Below are 15,799 nucleotides of genomic sequence, written 5' to 3'. Positions count from 1 at the left end.
GAGTCGGGGGTCGTGCTGACGGTGTCGGAGGTCGTACGGCATCGGCGTTCACGCGCGCTCCACGTCGCCGATCGTCACGGTCGGCGCGGGGCGGCCGCGCGCGGGGTGCGGGGTGCGGGGTGCGGGGCAGACCGGTGAGCTCTCGCGGGCGTCGTCCTCGGCGTCGTACACCCGCAGGTCGAAGGTCTCGTCGGGGCGGGGGCGGGGCGTGTCGTGTCGTGGTCGACGGCGATGGCACCGCGCGGGCCCGGTCCGCCGAAGCGGCGCTCGGGTGCGGCGGAGCCGGTGACGCGTACCGGTGCGTCCAGAGGTCCGCGGCGGACGCCGCCGGGAAGCGCTTCGACGTGGACGCCGGGACGCGGGGGCTGCGCCGGCTTCTCCCCTCCTTCCCCTGGACTCCTTGCCGGGCACTGGGTGGAGGCATCAGGAGACCGCGCGTCGGTCGTCCGGGTCGAGCGGCGTGCTTGTGACTCCTGATGCTCGAGCGCTCGATCCACTCTGGAGAGTGGGGAGTTGGGACGGCAAGGCGTGTTCACGCCACTCATCGCCCTTCTGAGGGGAAGTCCACAGAGGGCCGGGGCACCTCTCGGACACGATGTGCGCGTGCCGCGGCGGACGCCGCGCATGGTCCGCCCGGACGGCGTTGCCGCAGAATGGGGGCATGCCCCGACGCACTTCGCCTTCCCGGCGGCGGCCCGCCCCGGCCCCCGCGCACACCCTCTCCTGCCCATGCGGTCATGCGGAGACGTACGAGGTGTGCTGTGGCCGGTTCCACCGGGGGGAGGCGGCGGCCCCCACGGCCGAGGCGCTGATGCGGTCGCGGTACAGCGCGTTCGTGAAGCGGGACGAGGCCTATCTGCTGCGGACGTGGCATCCGCGCACCCGGCCCACGGAGGTCGACCTCGGCACCGGTCCGGTATGGACGGGGCTGGAGGTGCTGGAGACGTCCGGCGGCTCGGCGTTCCACACCACGGGGACAGTGACCTTCCGGGCCTCCTACCGCGGCGGCGCGCTGCACGAGCGCAGCCGCTTCGAGCGGGTCGACGGCGCGTGGGTGTACGTGGACGGGGACTTCCCGGAGTAGCCGGGCGAGCGGCCGGGAACCTCCCGGAGCGGCCTCGGACGCTCAGCCCGCGGCCGGCCTCCGCCCGTTCGGCGCCAGGATCTCCAGCTCCTCGAGCGCGCCGAGCGTGATCTCCCGGGTGAGCTGCTCGGCCCGGGCCGCGTCGCCCGCGCGGACGGCCTCGGCGACCTGGACGTGCAGGGTGACGGCGGCCGGGTCGGGGTCGTGGAACATCACCTCGTGCTGGGTGCGTCCCGTGAGGACCTCCGCGACGACATCACCGAGGCGGGCGAACATCTCGTTGCCCGAGGCGTTGAGGACCACCCGGTGGAAGGCCACGTCGTGGAAGAGGTATCCCTCCAGCTGGTGCCCCTTCGAGTTGGCCACCATGCCGAGGGCGGCCTCGGTGAGCTCGGCGCACTGTTCCGCGGTGGCGTGCCGCGCGGCCAGCCCCGCGGCGACCGGCTCGACCGCGGAGCGCAGCACGGTGAGCGAACGCAGCTGGCGCGGCCGGTCGGCGCCGGCCAGCCGCCAGCGGATGACCTGGGGGTCGTACACGTTCCACTCGGGGGTCGGGCGGACCGTCACGCCGACCCGGCGGCGGGACTCCACCAGGTGCATGGACTCCAGCACCCGGACCGCCTCGCGCATCACGGAGCGTGACACCTCGAAGCGCTGCGCCAGCTCGTCGGTGCGCAGCACGCTGCCCGGCGGGTATTCGCCCGCGGTGATCGCCGGTCCGAGGATGTCCAGTACCTGGCCGTGCAGTCCTCGGCCCCCTGTGCTCATGGGGATCAGGGTACGAGCACGGCCGCTCCGAGAAAAAGTCAGACTTATTCATCACAGACTCTTGAATTTGTCGTACCTAATGGGTTTCAGTGAGGTCGACGCCGAATGACAGAGATGGCGTCGATGTCGACGAAGACAGCACAGCGAGGTAGTTCATGCGTACCCCCCACGTCGTCGTGGTCATGGGTGTGGCAGGGACCGGCAAGACCACGATCGGCCCCCTGCTCGCGTCCCGGCTCGGCGTTCCGTACGCCGAGGGCGACGACTTCCACCCGGAGGCCAACATCGCCAAGATGTCGGCCGGGACCCCCCTGGACGACACGGACCGGTGGCCGTGGCTGGACGCCATCGGCGCCTGGGCCCACGAGCGGTCCGGACTCGGCGGGGTGGTGAGCTGCTCGGCGCTGAAGCGCAGCTACCGGGACCGGTTGCGGGCGGCCGCGCCGGACGTCGTCTTCGTCCACCTCAGCGGCGACCGGGCCCTCATCGAGGACCGGATGGGCAAGCGGCAGGGCCACTTCATGCCGACGGCCCTGCTGGACTCCCAGTTCGCCACGCTCCAGCCGCTCGAGGCGGACGAGGCGGGTGTCGCCGTCGACGTCGCGGGCAGTCCCGAGGACATCGCCGGGCGGGCCGCCGACGCACTGGACGAGCTCGACCGGCCCGCTTCGTAAGGTCCGGCAGGACCCGGAAGCGGCAGGAAGCACCCCCGGAGCACCCGACGGGCCGAACGCCGTTCGGTCCCTCGACAGACCGGGCGGCCCGGCCCCTCACCTCGGCCCCGCGGACCGCGGATCCGACGGCCGGCCCGCCTCCTCCCCCTCCCTCCCCCACCTCCCCGTACACGCAAGGGATTCACCGTGACCAGACTCAGCGTCGAGATGCTGGCAGCGGACACCGCCGAACCGATCACCTCGGCGGGCCACGCTCAGCTGGGCATCGCCGTCCTGGCGGGCATCGCCGTCATCGTGCTGCTCATCACCAAGTTCAAGCTGCACGCCTTCCTGTCCCTGACGATCGGCTCGCTGGCCCTCGGCGCCGCGGCCGGTGCCCCCCTCGACAAGGTCATCAGCAGCTTCACCAGCGGACTCGGCTCTACGGTCTCCGGCGTCGGCGTCCTCATCGCCCTGGGCGCGATCCTCGGCAAGCTGCTCGCGGACTCCGGCGGCGCCGACCAGATCGTCGACACGATCCTCAGGAAGGCCGGCGGCCGTTCGATGCCGTGGGCGATGGTGCTGATCGCCTCGGTGATCGGTCTGCCGCTGTTCTTCGAGGTCGGCGTCGTGCTGCTGATCCCGGTCGTGATGATGGTCGCCAAGCGCGGCAACTACTCGCTGATGCGGATCGGCATCCCGGCGCTCGCCGGTCTGTCCGTGATGCACGGCCTGGTGCCCCCGCACCCCGGTCCGCTGGCCGCGGTCGACGCGGTCGGGGCCGACCTCGGTATCACCCTCGCCCTCGGTGTGCTGGTCGCCATCCCGACGGTGATCATCGCCGGCCCGGTGTTCTCCAAGGTCGCCGCCCGCTGGGTGGACGTCCAGGCGCCCGAGCGGATGATCGAGCCGCGCACCTCCGGCGAGCTCGAGAAGACGGGCCGCCGCCCCAGCTTCGGGGCCACCCTCGCCACCATGCTGCTGCCGGTCGTGCTGATGCTGGCCAAGGCGCTCGTCGACATCGTCATCGACGACCCCGAGAACTCCGTGCAGCGCGTCTTCGACGTGATCGGCTCGCCGATGATCGCCCTGCTCGCGTCCGTGCTGGTGGCCCTGTTCACCATGGGCCGCCCGGCCGGGTTCAGCAAGGGCCGGCTCTCCGAGACCGTCGAGAAGTCCCTCGCCCCGATCGCGGGCATCCTGCTCATCGTCGGCGCCGGCGGCGGCTTCAAGCAGACGCTGATCGACTCGGGCGTCGGCCAGATGGTCCTGGACATCTCCAAGGACTGGTCGATCCCGGCGATCCTGCTGGCCTGGCTGATCGCGGTGGCGATCCGGCTGGCGACCGGTTCGGCGACCGTGGCCACCATCTCGGCGGCCGGTCTCGTCGCGCCGCTCGCGGCCGACATGTCGACCACGCACGCCGCCCTGCTGGTGCTGGCCATCGGCGCGGGCTCGGTGTTCCTGAGCCATGTGAACGACGCCGGTTTCTGGCTGATCAAGGAGTACTTCGGGGTCAGCGTCGGGCAGAACCTGAAGACCTGGTCGGTGATGGAGTGCATCATCTCCGTGGTCGCGGGCGGCCTGGTCCTGCTGCTGTCGCTAGTGATCTAGTACGGGCTCCGACTCGTACGAGTACCCCCGCGGACCTCTTGGGGCCCGGGAACCGTGACCGGTTCCCGGGCCCCTTCGCCGTGCCCACGCGGATCGGCTCAGCCGACCGCCTTCGCCGCCGCCCGGCCCGCCGTACGCCCCGAGAAGAGGCAGCCGCCCAGGAACGTGCCCTCCAGCGACCGGTACCCGTGGACACCGCCACCGCCGAACCCGGCCGCCTCGCCCGCCGCGTACACGCCGTCCAGCGGCTCGCCGCTCTCGGTGAGGACGCGTGAGGAGAGGTCCGTCTCCAGTCCGCCGAGGGTCTTGCGGGTGAGGATGTTCAGGCGGACGGCGATCAGCGGGCCCGCCTTCGGGTCGAGGATGCGGTGCGGGGCCGCGGTGCGGATCAGCCGGTCGCCGAGGTAGCTGCGGGCGCTGCGGACCGCCATGACCTGGAGATCCTTGGTGAAGGGGTTTCTGACCTCGCGGTCGCGGGCGACGATCTCTCGGCGCAGTTCGGCCTCGTCGATCAGGGGCTCCTCGGTGAGGGCGTTCATCCCGCGGACGAGGGCGGGGAGGTCCTTCTCGACGACGAAGTCGACGCCGTGGTCCATGAACGCCTTCACCGGGCCGGGGACGTCGGCTCGCGCCCGGTCGAGGACACCCCGGACGGACCGGCCGGTGAGGTCGGGGTTCTGCTCGGAGCCGGAGAGCGTGAACTCCTTGCCGATGATCTTCTGGTCGAGCACGAACCACGTGTGGTCGTACCCGGTGCCCATGATGTGTTCCAGGGTGCCGAGGGTGTCGAAGCCCGGGAACAGCGGCACGGGCAGGCGTCTGCCGCGCGCGTCCAGCCAGAGCGACGAGGGGCCGGGGAGGATGCGGATGCCGTGGTTCTCCCAAATGGGGTTCCAGTTGTGCAGGCCCTCGGTGTAGTGCCACATCCGGTCGCGGTTGATCAGGTGGGCGCCCGCCTTCTCCGCGATGCCGAGCACCTTCCCGTCGACGTGGGCGGGCACGCCGGACACCATCCGCTCGGGCGGGGTGCCGAGCCGCTTCGGCCAGTTGGCGCGGACGAGGTCGTGGTTGCCGCCGATGCCGCCGGAGGTGACGATCACCGCCTGGGCGCGGAGCTCGAACGCGCCGGTGACGGTGCGGCTGCTGGCGTGTCCGCGCTGGACGCCCGAGGGCTCCAGGACCTCCCCGGTGACGGTGTCGACGGTGCCCGCGCTGCGGGACAGCCCGGTGACGCGGTGCCGGAAGCGGAGCTGCACCAGCCCCCGGTCCACGCCCGCCCGCACCCGCCGTACGAACGGCTCCAGGAGGCCCGGCCCGGTACCCCACGTGATGTGGAAGCGGGGCACGGAGTTGCCGTGCCCGGTGGCGTCGTAGCCGCCGCGCTCCGCCCAGCCCACCACCGGGAAGAACCGCACGCCCTGCCGGTGCAGCCAGGCGCGTTTCTCGCCGGCCGCGAAGTCGACGTACGCCTCGGCCCACTTGCGCGGCCAGTGGTCCTCGGGCCGGTCGAAGGCGGCCGTGCCCATCCAGTCCTGGAGGGCGAGCGCGTGGCTGTCCCTGATCCGCAGCCGGCGCTGCTCGGGCGAGTCCACGAAGAAGAGCCCGCCGAAGGACCAGAACGCCTGGCCGCCCAGCGACTGCTCCGGCTCCTGGTCGAGGAGGATCACCGAACGGCCCGCGTCGACGAGTTCCGCGGTGGCCGCCAGACCGGCGAGACCCGCCCCGATCACGATCACATCTGCGTCGTACGCCATGGGGACGTCCTCTCGGTCGGCGCGGTGCCGGGCGTTGTTACCGGTGGGTCAGCGACTGTGCGACGGCATCCTTCGGCACGGACGGGGCCCAGTCAACTGTTCAGGTGCGTGCGTTCGCCGCGATCAGGTGGTCGGACTGTCGGACGTCCTTGATTGGATGGGCCCATGAGTGCCGCCGACGAGATCATCGACATCGTGGACGAGGACGACCGGGTCATCGGGCAGTGGCCCAGGGGTGAGGCGTACGCGCGCGGGCTGCGCCACCGCTGCGCCTTCGTCCTGGTGCGCGACGCGCAGGGGCGGATCTTCGTCCACCGCCGCACCCCGACCAAGCTGGTCTTCCCCTCCCGGTACGACATGTTCGTCGGCGGTGTCGTCGGCGCGGGTGAGTCCTACGACGACGCGGCCCTCCGCGAGGCCGAGGAGGAGCTGGGCGTGAGCGGACTGCCCAGGCCCGTGTTCCTCTTCAAGTTCCTGTACGACGACGGGGCCGGCGGGGCGTGGTGGTCCGCCGTGTACGAGGTGCGCTGTGACCTGCCGGTGAACCCGCAGGTGGAGGAGGTCGCCTGGCACGGCTTCCTGCCGGAGGACGAGGTGGAGCTGCGGCTCGGCGAGGGTGCGTGGGAGTGGGTGCCGGACGGGCTGGCCGCGTACGAACGGCTCAAGGCGTACGAGGGCCGCCGCCCGTGACCGGGTTCTCGGCGTTCTCGGGCTTCCGGCGCGCCGTCCGGCTGTGGTTCGTGCCCCGGGAGATCCGTGCGGAGGGCACGACGCCCGACTACCGGTTCTCGCTGGCGAACGAGCGGACCTTCCTCGCCTGGCTGCGGACCGCGCTCGCGCTGATCGGCGGGGGCTTCGCGGTGGACCAGTTCCTGCCGGACCTGCGCTGGGGGTGGCGGGTGGGGCTCGCCCTCGCTCTGCTCACGACCGGTGTGCTGTGTTCGCTGCGCGCGGTCAACCACTGGGTGCGGGTGGAGCGGGCGATGCGGCGGGGCGAGGACCTGCCCGTGTCGCGGTTCCCCGCCCTGCTCGCCGTCGTCGTGGCCGTGGTCGCCGTGGCCATGGCCGTGGTGGTGCTGCTGGGCTGGGAGGGCTGAGGGACGTGCGCGAGGAGCGCGATCCGGGACTCCAGCCGGAGCGCACACGGCTCGCGTGGCGGCGTACGACGCTGGCGTGCACCGTCGCCGCGGTGCTCGCCGCGAAGACCGCGCTGGCCGGCGGGCCCTCGGTCACCCGTGTGGTGATGTGCGCCGTCTGCGCGGCGCTGTGGCTGGGCTTCCTGGCCGTCGCCCAGTCGCGGATCCGCGCCCTGGCCGCGCCCCGCCCGGCGGCGCTCACCCCGCGCACCGCCGGCGCGGCCGCGCTGTGCACGGTCGCGCTGGCCGTGTGTGCGGCGGCCCTGGTGCTCTGAGGGTGTTCCGGGGCGCGGCGACGAGCCGATTCCGTTCTGCGGCACGGCGTCGGAACGCCGGCGTCAGTCCACCGTCACCACGATCTTGCCCCGGGTACGGCCCTCCTGGTTCAGCCGGTGCGCCTCGGCGGCCCGCTCCAGGGGGAACGTCTCCGACACGTGCACCGAGATCACGCCCTCGGCGGCCAGATCGGACAGGCGCTGCAGATCGGCCGGGTCGGGGCGGACGAACCAGTACTGGCCGCCGTGCTCGGTGACGGCCGGGTCCGAGATGGAGGTGATCCGCCCCTCCGGGGCCAGGAGCTGGGCGAACTCCTTCAGCGAGTCGCCGCCGATGACGTCGAGGGCCGCGTCCACGCCCATCGGCACCAGGGCCCGCACCCGGTCGACGAGGCCCTCGCCGTAGGTGACCGGTTCGCCGCCGAGGCTCCGTACGAAGTCGTGGTTGCGCTCGCTCGCGGTGCCGATCACGCGGGCTCCGAGGTGGCGGGCGATCTGGACGGCGAGCGAGCCGACGCCGCCCGCGGCCGCGCTGACGAGGACGGTCTCGTCCCGGCGCACGTCGAGCACCCTGGTGAGCGCCTGGTAGGCGGTGAGCCCGACCAGGGGCAGGCCCGCCGCCTCCTCGAAGGAGAGGTTCGGCGGCTTGCGGGCCAGCGTGCGGACGGGTGCGGCGACGTACTCGGCGAAGGTGCCGCGGGACAGGAAGTCCTCGCGCACGTAGCCGATGACCTCGTCGCCGGGCGCCCACTCCGGGACGGCGCCGCCGGTCCGCTCCACCACCCCGGACACGTCCCAGCCCGGGACGACCGGGAAGGCGGCCTCCAGCATCGGGTCCAGGTAGCCCTCGCGGCACTTCCAGTCCACGGGGTTCACGGCCGCCGCGCGCACCTTCACCAGTACCTGGTCCGGTCCGAGCCTGGGTTCGCGCACATCTCCGTACTCCAGGACCTCGGGTCCGCCGTACCGGCTGTAACTGATCGCCTTCATGTCTTCGACCTTCCGGGTTATGAGAACGTGACGCAAGCCGGGCACACGCCGTCAAAGCATGCCGATCACGCCCGTCATGTGACTAGCCTGGCTGTGTTCCCAGCCACTAGCCCGTACCCCCTGAAGGTGAGCACCATGACCACCGTTCACCAGGAACACTCCACTCACGAGCACCGCCACGGCCCGACCTGCGGGCACACCGTCGTCCAGCACGGCGACCACGTCGACTACGCGCACGACGGGCATCTGCACCGGGAGCACTCCGGCCACTGGGACGAGTGCGAGCCCCAGGGACACATCACCCACACCGGGCACGACCACGAGCACGGCACGAACTGCGGACATGCCTCGGTCCGGCACGGCGACCACGTCGACTATCTCCACGACGGGCACCGGCACGCGGCGCACGAGGGGCACTGGGACGACCACTAGTTCCTCTCCCGCCCCTTGGGGGCCCGCGGCGCCCCAAGGGGCCTGTGCATCCCTCTCCGTCCTCCGCACCCCCGTCGAGATTCCGATCACTTCCGGCTCCCCCTCTGGACGGCATACCGACCGGTCGGCATCATGTGGAAGGTCCCAGGAAGGTCCTGCCGACCCCCACGTAGGAGCCACGATGCGCCCTGACCATCCGCCAGGTCTCGATCCCGACCGGCTGCGCGCCCTGCTCGACGCCGAGCGGCCCGGCCTGGTGAGCGGCCCCCTGACCGGCCGGCTGATCGAGGGCGGACGGTCCAACCTGACGTACGAGGTCACGGACGGCACCGGGAAGTGGGTCGTGCGGCGGCCGCCGCTCGGCCATGTACTGGCGACCGCGCACGACATGAAGCGCGAGCACCGCGTGATCAGCGCCCTGCACCCCACGGACGTGCCCGTGCCGCGGCCCGTGCTGCTGTGCGAGGACGAGGAGGTGCTCGGCGCGCCGTTCTACGTCATGGAGTTCGTCGAGGGCACCCCGTACCGCACCGCCGAGCAGCTCGCCCCGCTCGGTCCCGAGCGCACCCGGGAGGCGGTCCTCGGGCTGGTCGACACGCTCGTCGAGCTGCACGCGGTGGACCCCGCCGAGGTGGGCCTCGCGGACTTCGGCCGCCCGGAGGGCTTCCTCGACCGGCAGTTGCGGCGCTGGGGCAAGCAGCTGGACGCGTCGCGCAACCGCGACCTGGCCGGCATCGACGAGCTGCACGCCGCCCTGGGCCGTGAGCTGCCCCGCTCCCCCGCCGCCACCGTGGTGCACGGCGACTACCGGCTCGACAACGTGCTCATGGGCGAGGACGACCGGATCGCCGCCATCCTCGACTGGGAGATGTCCACCCTCGGTGACCCGCTGACCGACCTGGGTCTGCTGGTGATGTACAGCACGCCGCACGGGCTGCCCGACTCCCCCGTCTCCACGACCGCCACGGCCCCCGGGCACCCGGACCCGGCGGAGCTGGTCGAGCGGTACGCCGCGCGCTCCGGGCGCGACGTGTCCGCGGTCTCCTGGTACACGGCGTTCGCCTGGTTCAAGCTCGCCGTGATCCTGGAGGGCATCCACTACCGCTACACGCTCGGCCAGACCGTCGGCCGCGGTTTCGACCGGATCGGCGACCTGGTGCCCGTCTTCATCGAGCACGGCCTGACGACCCTGCAGACAGTCTCCCGAGAGGGCTGATCCATCATGGACTTCGCATTCGACGCCCGCACCGAGGAGCTGCGGGCGAAACTCCTCGCCTTCATGGACGAGCACGTGTACCCCGCCGAGGCGGTCGCCCACGAGCAGCGCGCCCGGCTGTCGTCCCCGTGGGAGACGCCCGCCGTCGTCGAGGAGCTGAAGGCGGAGGCGCGCCGGCAGGGGCTGTGGAACCTGTTCCTGCCGGACGCGGAGTACGGTGCCGGGCTCACCAACCTCCAGTACGCGCCGCTCGCCGAGATCGCCGGCCGCTCCCCGCAACTGGCGCCCACCGCGCTGAACTGCGGCGCGCCCGACACGGGCAACATGGAGGTGCTCGCCCAGTTCGGCGACGAGCAGCAGAAGAAGCAGTGGCTGGAGCCGCTGCTGGCCGGTGAGATCCGCTCGGCGTTCGCGATGACCGAGCCGGAGGTGGCCTCGTCCGACGCCACCAACATCACCACGCACATCGAGCGGGACGGCGACGAGTACGTCATCACGGGCCGTAAGTGGTACATATCCGGCGCGATGAACCCGGACTGCAAGATCTTCATCGTGATGGGCAAGACCGACCCGGACGGGGCGGACATCCGCCGCCAGCAGTCCATGGTGCTCGTGCCGCGCGACACCCCGGGCGTCGAGGTCCGGCGCGCGATGCAGGTCTTCGGCTACGAGGACCACTGGCACGGCGGGCACGCCGAGGTCGTCTTCGACCACGCGCGCGTGCCGGTCACGAACCTCATCGGCGAGGAGGGCGGCGGCTTCGCCATCGCGCAGGCGCGGCTCGGACCGGGCCGTATCCACCACTGCATGCGGCTGATCGGCATGGCCGAGCGGGCCATCGAGCTGATGTGCCGGCGGGCGGTCTCCCGTACGGCGTTCGGCAAGGCGCTGGCGCAGCAGGGCGTGGTGCAGAACTGGATCGCGGACGCGCGCGTGGCCGTCGAGCAGCTGCGCCTGCTGGTCCTGAAGACGGCCTGGATGATGGACACGGTCGGCAACCGGGGCGCCCACACCGAGATCCAGGCCATCAAGATCGCCACCCCGCGCACGGTCGTCGACATCATCGACCGGGCGATCCAGCTGCACGGCGCGGGCGGCGTCAGCCAGGACTTCCCGCTGGCGGAGCTGTACGCGGGCGCCCGGACGCTGATGCTCGCCGACGGGCCGGACGAGGTGCACCAGCGGTCGCTGGCGCGGCGGGAGCTGAAGAAGTACATGTGAGCACGCGTGTAAGGGGCGGACGCCATGGCGTCCGCCCCTTACGCATGCGACGTCTACGGCCGCAGCGCCCGCAGCAGCAGGTCCGCCAGGTGGTCGGCGACCTGCTGCGGGGTCATGGGCCCCTCGGGGCGGTACCAGGTGGACAGGTGGTGCACGGACCCGAAGTGGTAGTCCACCACCAGGTCGGCCGGGGTCGCCTTGGAGAAGACGCCCGACTCCTGGCCCTCCTCGACGAGCGCACGGAAGCGCTCGTGGTAGCGCCGGCGCTCGGCGCGCACCTGCTTGTTCTTCTCCGGGCTCAGGTGGTGCATCGAGCGGAAGAAGATCGACGCGTCGTCGAGGTTCTCGATCGTGGTGACGACGACGTCGGCCGCGGCGCCCCGCAACCGCTCCTCGACCGGCGCGTCCGCTCCCGCGAAGGCGTCCAGGCGCTCCTGCTGGACGCGCAGCACGCGCGCGTACACCTCGTGCAGCAGATCGTCCTTGGAGCCGAAGTAGTGGTACAGCGCGCCCTTGGTGACCCCTGCGGCCTCCACGATCTCCTGCACCGACGTGCGGTCGTACCCCTGCTCGGCGAAGAGCCGGGTGGCGGCGGCCAGCAGCCGCTGCGGGACGGGTTGCCCGTCCGCGTCCGTCGTCCTGGGCACTGCCGCCACCTGCCTTTCCGTCCTGCTTACCGGGTTCTGTTCGATGCTTGTGCGTTCACGGCCGGGAACGCAGTTCCCGACGGAGGATCTTGCCACTCGTCGTCTTCGGCAGGTCGGGCAGGATCTCCACCTGACGCGGATACTTGTAGGCGGCCAGTCTCTCCTTGCACCAGGCGGCCAGTGCGTCGGGGTCCGTCTCGGCCCCCGGACGGAGGCTGATGTACGCCTTGACGGTCTCGCCGCGGTACCCGTCGGGCACCCCGACGACGGCCGCCTCGCGGACCGCCGGGTGGGCGTAGAGCACGTCCTCGACCTCGCGGGGCCACACCTTGAACCCGGAGGCGTTGATCATGTCCTTCTTGCGGTCGACGACGTAGAGCCAGCCCTGTTCGTCCATGAACCCGATGTCGCCGGTGCGCAGCTCACCGTCCGGGAAGGTCTCGGCGGTGGCCTCGGGCCGCCGCCAGTAGCCGGGGACGACCTGCGGGCCGCTGACCACGATCTCGCCCTGTTCGCCGAAGGGCACCTCACGGCCCTCGTCGTCCACGATCCGGACCACCGTCTCGGGCCCGGGCAGTCCGACGGCCAGGGTGCCCGAGCCCGGGTCCACGGGAGCCTCCAGGTCCGGCGGCACGGAGGCGCAGGGCGCGGTGCACTCGGTGAGCCCGTACCCGTTGTGGATGTACGGCCCGAAGCCGGCGCGGAACTTCTCCACCAGCGCGGGCGGCAGCGGCGCCCCGCCCGAGGAGATCGACCGGAACGAGGAGAAGTGGTCGCGGGTGACGTCCGGGTGCGCGGCCAGTGCCATGAACGCGGTCGACGGGCCCACGGTGTAGTGCGGCCGGTGCTCGGCGAACGCGTCGAGGACGACGCCCGCCTCGAAGCGGTACGCGAGGACGAGCGTGCCCCCGCTGTTGAGCGAGGAGACGAGCTGGCAGACCATGCCGGTGATGTGGAACAGCGGCGCCATCGCGAAGTAGACAGGCGCCTCGGGCAACTTCAGTCCGGTCCGCTGCCGCTCGGCGTTGTACATGATGTTGCCGTGCGTGTTGGTGGCGCCCTTGGGGGTGCCGCTGGTGCCCGAGGTGTAGCTGATCAGCGCGATGTCGGACGGGCCGACGTCCCTGCCCTCGGGAGCCTCGTGCCCGGCGCGGGCGGCGGCCACCAGGTCGTCGGCGTCGGCGGCCTGCGGCAGCCGCTCGAAGTTCAGCACGCGCGCGTCGTCGCGGCTCTGCAGGTCCCGCTCGCAGGCGGTGAGCACGATCCGTACGGGCGAGCCGGCGGCCGTGTCCCGCAGATACGTCTCCCACGCGCGGTCGGAGCAGATCAGCGCCGTCACGTCGGCGTCCTCCAGGACGTGCGTGACCTCGCCCGACTTGTACATCGGGTTCACCGGCACCACGATCGCGCCCGCCTTCCAGGCGCCCAGCAGGGCCAGCACGAAGTGCGGGGAGTTCTGGAGCAGGATGGCGACCCGGTCGCCGTGGCCGAGTCCGCGTGCGGCGAGATGACCGGCGACGGAGTCGCTGAGGGCGTCCACCTCGGCGTAGCTGAGCCGTCCGTCGAAGTAGGCGAGAGCGGTGCGCCCGGGCGTGCGGGAGCGGGCGGCGCGCAGGGCGTGCACCAGGGAGTCCGGCGGGTCGACCGGGGCGCGCTGGGCGTCGCTGAGCAGGGCCAGCCAGGGCTTGTCCGTGTACGAGATCTCTCCTGAGGACACGGTCATCGGGTCGCCTCCCACTTCTGCTGGATGTGGTTCATGCCGGTCAGCCAGCGGTCCGGAACGGCCGCCCGCGCCTGGTAGTACTCCGCGACCTCGGGGTGCGGCAGGATCAGGAAGCGGTCTTCCTCGATGCCCTGGAACAGCGCGTTCGCGACCTCCTCGGGCTCGATCGCGTTCGGCGCGAGCACCAGGTCGCCCGCGCTGCCCGAGCTCGCCAGCATGTCGGTGCGCACGCCCTGGGGACAGATCGCGTGCACCTTCAGGCCGCGGTGGCGGTAGGTCAGCGACAGCCACTCGGCGAAGGCGTACGCACCGTGCTTGGTGACGCTGTAGGGAGCGGCGCCGATCATGGTGAGCAGCCCGGCGGCCGAGACCGTGGAGACGAAGCGGCCGCTGCCGCGCTCCAGCCACTCCGGGAGCAGCGCCTCGGCCGCGCGGACGTGCGCCATCACGTTGACGTCCCAGGCCCGCGCCCAGACCTCCTCGCCGGCCGCCTCCGTGCCGCCGGAGCCGAGGCCCGCGTTGGCGCAGTACACGTCGACGGTGCCGCCGAGGGCGTCCCGGGCCTCGGCGGCGATCGCGGACGCGTCACCGGGGACCGCGATGCCGCCGATCTCGCGGGCCACCGCCTCCGCCCGGTCCGCGTCGAGGTCGTTGACGGCGACACGTGCGCCCTCGGCCGCGAACCGCCGGGCCAGCGCGGCGCCTATGCCGCCCCCCGCCCCGGTGACGACCACTCTCGCATCCTGCACGGCTTCCACCATCGGTCTCCTTCGACGCGACGCGACTCGGTTGTGCCCGGCCAGACTAACCAGTCGGTATGTACTGCGGAAGGGGTGTCCCCGCGGTCGGCGCCGCGTTCGCCGCGTCGGCCTCGTTCCCCGGCGCCCACCGGCGCGCTACCGTGCATGACCATGACAGTGACGAGACGGGGGCTCCTCGCCGCCGGCACGGCCGCCGCCGCGCTGACGGCGGCTCCGGCCGCCGCGGACGCTGCGCACGGGACCGGCGGCGGGCGGCGGCTGCGGACCGGCTTCGAACGGCTGGCGGCCGGCGGCTACGCCCTGCTCGACGGAGAGCGGGTCGGCGTGGTCACCAACCCCACCGGCATCACGCGCGACGTCCGTCACATCGTCGACGTCATGCACGCCGACGACCGCGTGGACCTCGTCGCCGTCTTCGGCCCGGAGCACGGCTTCCGGGGCACCGCGCAGGCGGGCGGCTCCGAGGGCCGCCACGACGACCCGGCGACCGGACTGCCCGTCTACGACACGTACCTCAAGAGCGGGCAGCCGCTCGCCGACGTCTTCACCGCCTCCGGCGTGGACACCGTCGTCTTCGACATCCAGGACGTCGGCGCCCGCTTCTACACGTACATCTGGACGCTGTACGACTGCATGGAGGCGGCCCGGCTCGCGGGCAAGCGGTTCGTGGTGCTCGACCGGCCGAACCCCGTGACCGGACGCCGGGCCCAGGGGCCCGTCCTGCACGAGGAGTTCGCCACGTTCGTCGGGCGCAAGCCCATCGCGCAGGCGCACGGGATGACGGTGGCGGAGCTGGCCCTGCTGTTCAACGAGGAGTTCCTGAGCACTCCGGTGCCGCTCGACACCGTCCTGATGTCCGGCTGGCGGCGGTCGGACTTCCACGACGCCTCCGGGCTGCCCTGGGTGCCGCCCAGCCCGAACATGCCGACACCCGACACCGCCCTCGTCTACTCCGGCACCTGCCTCTTCGAGGGGACGAACCTGTCCGAGGGGCGCGGCACCACACGCCCGTTCGAGCTGCTCGGCGCCGAGGGCATCGACCGGCGGTGGGCGGAGGAGGCGAACCGGCTCGATCTGCCGGGCGTGCGCTTCCGGGAGGCGTACTTCGCCCCCACGTTCTCCAAGTTCCAGGGGAAGACGGTCGGCGGGGTGCAGCTGCACGTCCACGACCGGGCCGCGTTCGACCCCGTACGTACCGGCGTCGGTCTCCTGGTGACCGCGAAGCGGGTGTGGAGCGGCTTCGCCTGGCGCCCGGACCACTGGATCGACAAGCTCACCGGCTCCACGCTGGTCCGCACGGCGATCGACGCGGGAGCGGGCACCGACGAGGTCGTGGGCGCCTGGCAGGACGAACTGACGGCGTTCCGGCGGGTGCGCGCACGGTACCTCCGCTACCGCTAGCCCCCGTCCCGGCACCCCGGCGTCCCCGCGATCAGCACATCGATTCGAACGCCGCCTGCCGTACGCGACGTCTGGCCAACCGCCGCCACCGGCGGGACGATGCAGGTCGCACGACGTACCGGGC

General features: G+C 72.0%; 17 protein-coding genes. 10 read left to right on the top strand and 7 right to left on the bottom strand.

Annotated elements, in window-relative coordinates; genetic code table 11:
- Positions 1 to 48: 48 nt before the first annotated feature.
- Positions 49 to 171 (bottom strand): hypothetical protein, encoded by a 123-nt coding sequence (locus IE242_RS38590; protein ID WP_268249460.1) that lies wholly within the window; start codon positions 169 to 171, stop codon positions 49 to 51.
- A gap of 490 nt (positions 172 to 661) precedes the next feature.
- Here IE242_RS38590 and IE242_RS13430 point away from each other — a divergent pair, with 490 nt between their 5' ends.
- On the top strand, positions 662 to 1,084 hold the full coding sequence (locus IE242_RS13430; RefSeq protein WP_189858746.1) for a YchJ family protein: 423 nt from the start codon (positions 662 to 664) through the stop codon (positions 1,082 to 1,084).
- A 42-nt stretch (positions 1,085 to 1,126) separates the two neighbouring features.
- Here the strand turns inward: IE242_RS13430 and IE242_RS13425 are convergent, their stop codons facing one another.
- The gene (locus IE242_RS13425) at positions 1,127 to 1,852 is read right to left on the bottom strand and encodes a FadR/GntR family transcriptional regulator (RefSeq protein ID WP_189858744.1); all 726 of its coding nucleotides are present in this window, start codon (positions 1,850 to 1,852) and stop codon (positions 1,127 to 1,129) included.
- Between the two features lie 155 nt (positions 1,853 to 2,007).
- Here IE242_RS13425 and IE242_RS13420 point away from each other — a divergent pair, with 155 nt between their 5' ends.
- Entirely contained in the window at positions 2,008 to 2,526 is a 519-nt protein-coding gene (locus tag IE242_RS13420; RefSeq protein ID WP_189858742.1) for a gluconokinase, read from the top strand.
- A 186-nt stretch (positions 2,527 to 2,712) separates the two neighbouring features.
- On the top strand, positions 2,713 to 4,119 hold the full coding sequence (locus tag IE242_RS13415; RefSeq protein WP_189858740.1) for a GntP family permease: 1,407 nt from the start codon (positions 2,713 to 2,715) through the stop codon (positions 4,117 to 4,119).
- A gap of 98 nt (positions 4,120 to 4,217) precedes the next feature.
- On the opposite strand, the gene IE242_RS13410 is transcribed toward IE242_RS13415, so the two are convergent.
- Entirely contained in the window at positions 4,218 to 5,873 is a 1,656-nt protein-coding gene (locus IE242_RS13410; RefSeq protein WP_189858738.1) for an FAD-binding dehydrogenase, read from the bottom strand.
- A gap of 165 nt (positions 5,874 to 6,038) precedes the next feature.
- Between IE242_RS13410 and IE242_RS13405 the strand changes: the two genes are divergently transcribed.
- Genes IE242_RS13405 through IE242_RS13395 form a run of 3 tightly spaced genes read left to right on the top strand, consistent with a single transcriptional unit; the run spans position 6,039 to position 7,284 of the window.
- Positions 6,039 to 6,563, top strand: coding sequence for an NUDIX hydrolase (locus tag IE242_RS13405; RefSeq protein WP_189858736.1), 525 nt, complete (start codon positions 6,039 to 6,041; stop codon positions 6,561 to 6,563).
- Positions 6,560 to 6,970 (top strand): YidH family protein, encoded by a 411-nt coding sequence (locus tag IE242_RS13400; protein WP_189858734.1) that lies wholly within the window; start codon positions 6,560 to 6,562, stop codon positions 6,968 to 6,970. The genes IE242_RS13405 and IE242_RS13400 overlap by 4 nt, the downstream gene beginning before the upstream one ends.
- Positions 6,971 to 6,975: 5 nt before the next feature.
- Positions 6,976 to 7,284, top strand: coding sequence for a DUF202 domain-containing protein (locus IE242_RS13395; protein WP_373299516.1), 309 nt, complete (start codon positions 6,976 to 6,978; stop codon positions 7,282 to 7,284).
- Positions 7,285 to 7,347: 63 nt separating this feature from the next.
- Here the strand turns inward: IE242_RS13395 and IE242_RS13390 are convergent, their stop codons facing one another.
- Positions 7,348 to 8,274 (bottom strand): NADP-dependent oxidoreductase, encoded by a 927-nt coding sequence (locus IE242_RS13390; protein ID WP_189858732.1) that lies wholly within the window; start codon positions 8,272 to 8,274, stop codon positions 7,348 to 7,350.
- Positions 8,275 to 8,409: 135 nt separating this feature from the next.
- Between IE242_RS13390 and IE242_RS13385 the strand changes: the two genes are divergently transcribed.
- The 3 genes from IE242_RS13385 (at position 8,410) to IE242_RS13375 (ending at position 11,143) form a co-directional block, all read left to right on the top strand.
- On the top strand, positions 8,410 to 8,706 hold the full coding sequence (locus tag IE242_RS13385; protein WP_189858730.1) for a hypothetical protein: 297 nt from the start codon (positions 8,410 to 8,412) through the stop codon (positions 8,704 to 8,706).
- 181 nt (positions 8,707 to 8,887) lie between these two features.
- Entirely contained in the window at positions 8,888 to 9,922 is a 1,035-nt protein-coding gene (locus IE242_RS13380) for a phosphotransferase family protein (protein ID WP_189858728.1), read from the top strand.
- A 6-nt stretch (positions 9,923 to 9,928) separates the two neighbouring features.
- Positions 9,929 to 11,143, top strand: coding sequence for an acyl-CoA dehydrogenase family protein (locus IE242_RS13375; protein WP_189858726.1), 1,215 nt, complete (start codon positions 9,929 to 9,931; stop codon positions 11,141 to 11,143).
- A gap of 53 nt (positions 11,144 to 11,196) precedes the next feature.
- Here the strand turns inward: IE242_RS13375 and IE242_RS13370 are convergent, their stop codons facing one another.
- The 3 genes from IE242_RS13370 to IE242_RS13360 are packed head-to-tail and all read right to left on the bottom strand — an operon-like array spanning position 11,197 to position 14,274.
- Positions 11,197 to 11,790 carry a TetR/AcrR family transcriptional regulator gene (locus tag IE242_RS13370; protein WP_189858724.1) on the bottom strand — a complete coding sequence of 198 codons (594 nt, stop codon included), beginning with the start codon at positions 11,788 to 11,790 and terminating at the stop codon, positions 11,197 to 11,199.
- A 55-nt stretch (positions 11,791 to 11,845) separates the two neighbouring features.
- Positions 11,846 to 13,513 carry a class I adenylate-forming enzyme family protein gene (locus tag IE242_RS13365; protein WP_189858723.1) on the bottom strand — a complete coding sequence of 556 codons (1,668 nt, stop codon included), beginning with the start codon at positions 13,511 to 13,513 and terminating at the stop codon, positions 11,846 to 11,848.
- Complete coding sequence (locus tag IE242_RS13360) at positions 13,510 to 14,274, bottom strand: SDR family oxidoreductase (RefSeq protein ID WP_189858721.1); 765 nt, start codon at positions 14,272 to 14,274, stop codon at positions 13,510 to 13,512. Before IE242_RS13360 ends, IE242_RS13365 begins: the two co-directional genes overlap by 4 nt.
- Positions 14,275 to 14,424: 150 nt before the next feature.
- Between IE242_RS13360 and IE242_RS13355 the strand changes: the two genes are divergently transcribed.
- Positions 14,425 to 15,675 (top strand): exo-beta-N-acetylmuramidase NamZ family protein, encoded by a 1,251-nt coding sequence (locus IE242_RS13355; RefSeq protein WP_189858719.1) that lies wholly within the window; start codon positions 14,425 to 14,427, stop codon positions 15,673 to 15,675.
- Positions 15,676 to 15,799: the final 124 nt, after the last annotated feature.

It is taken from the genome of Streptomyces poonensis (assembly GCF_014650915.1).
Lineage (GTDB): Bacteria > Actinomycetota > Actinomycetes > Streptomycetales > Streptomycetaceae > Streptomyces > Streptomyces poonensis.
Note: the sequence above shows the minus strand (reverse complement) of the source record. Positions and strands in the feature narration are given on the sequence as shown.

Coding starts and splice junctions, on each gene's coding strand:
- IE242_RS13365 (WP_189858723.1), bottom strand. CDS start 13,513: ATGACCGTGTCCTCAGGAGAGATCTCGTACACGGACAAGCCCTGGCTG.
- IE242_RS13390 (WP_189858732.1), bottom strand. CDS start 8,274: ATGAAGGCGATCAGTTACAGCCGGTACGGCGGACCCGAGGTCCTGGAG.
- IE242_RS13360 (WP_189858721.1), bottom strand. CDS start 14,274: ATGGTGGAAGCCGTGCAGGATGCGAGAGTGGTCGTCACCGGGGCGGGG.
- IE242_RS13420 (WP_189858742.1), top strand. CDS start 2,008: ATGCGTACCCCCCACGTCGTCGTGGTCATGGGTGTGGCAGGGACCGGC.
- IE242_RS13355 (WP_189858719.1), top strand. CDS start 14,425: ATGACAGTGACGAGACGGGGGCTCCTCGCCGCCGGCACGGCCGCCGCC.
- IE242_RS13430 (WP_189858746.1), top strand. CDS start 662: ATGCCCCGACGCACTTCGCCTTCCCGGCGGCGGCCCGCCCCGGCCCCC.
- IE242_RS13375 (WP_189858726.1), top strand. CDS start 9,929: ATGGACTTCGCATTCGACGCCCGCACCGAGGAGCTGCGGGCGAAACTC.
- IE242_RS13380 (WP_189858728.1), top strand. CDS start 8,888: ATGCGCCCTGACCATCCGCCAGGTCTCGATCCCGACCGGCTGCGCGCC.
- IE242_RS13405 (WP_189858736.1), top strand. CDS start 6,039: ATGAGTGCCGCCGACGAGATCATCGACATCGTGGACGAGGACGACCGG.
- IE242_RS13385 (WP_189858730.1), top strand. CDS start 8,410: ATGACCACCGTTCACCAGGAACACTCCACTCACGAGCACCGCCACGGC.
- IE242_RS13425 (WP_189858744.1), bottom strand. CDS start 1,852: ATGAGCACAGGGGGCCGAGGACTGCACGGCCAGGTACTGGACATCCTC.
- IE242_RS13410 (WP_189858738.1), bottom strand. CDS start 5,873: ATGGCGTACGACGCAGATGTGATCGTGATCGGGGCGGGTCTCGCCGGT.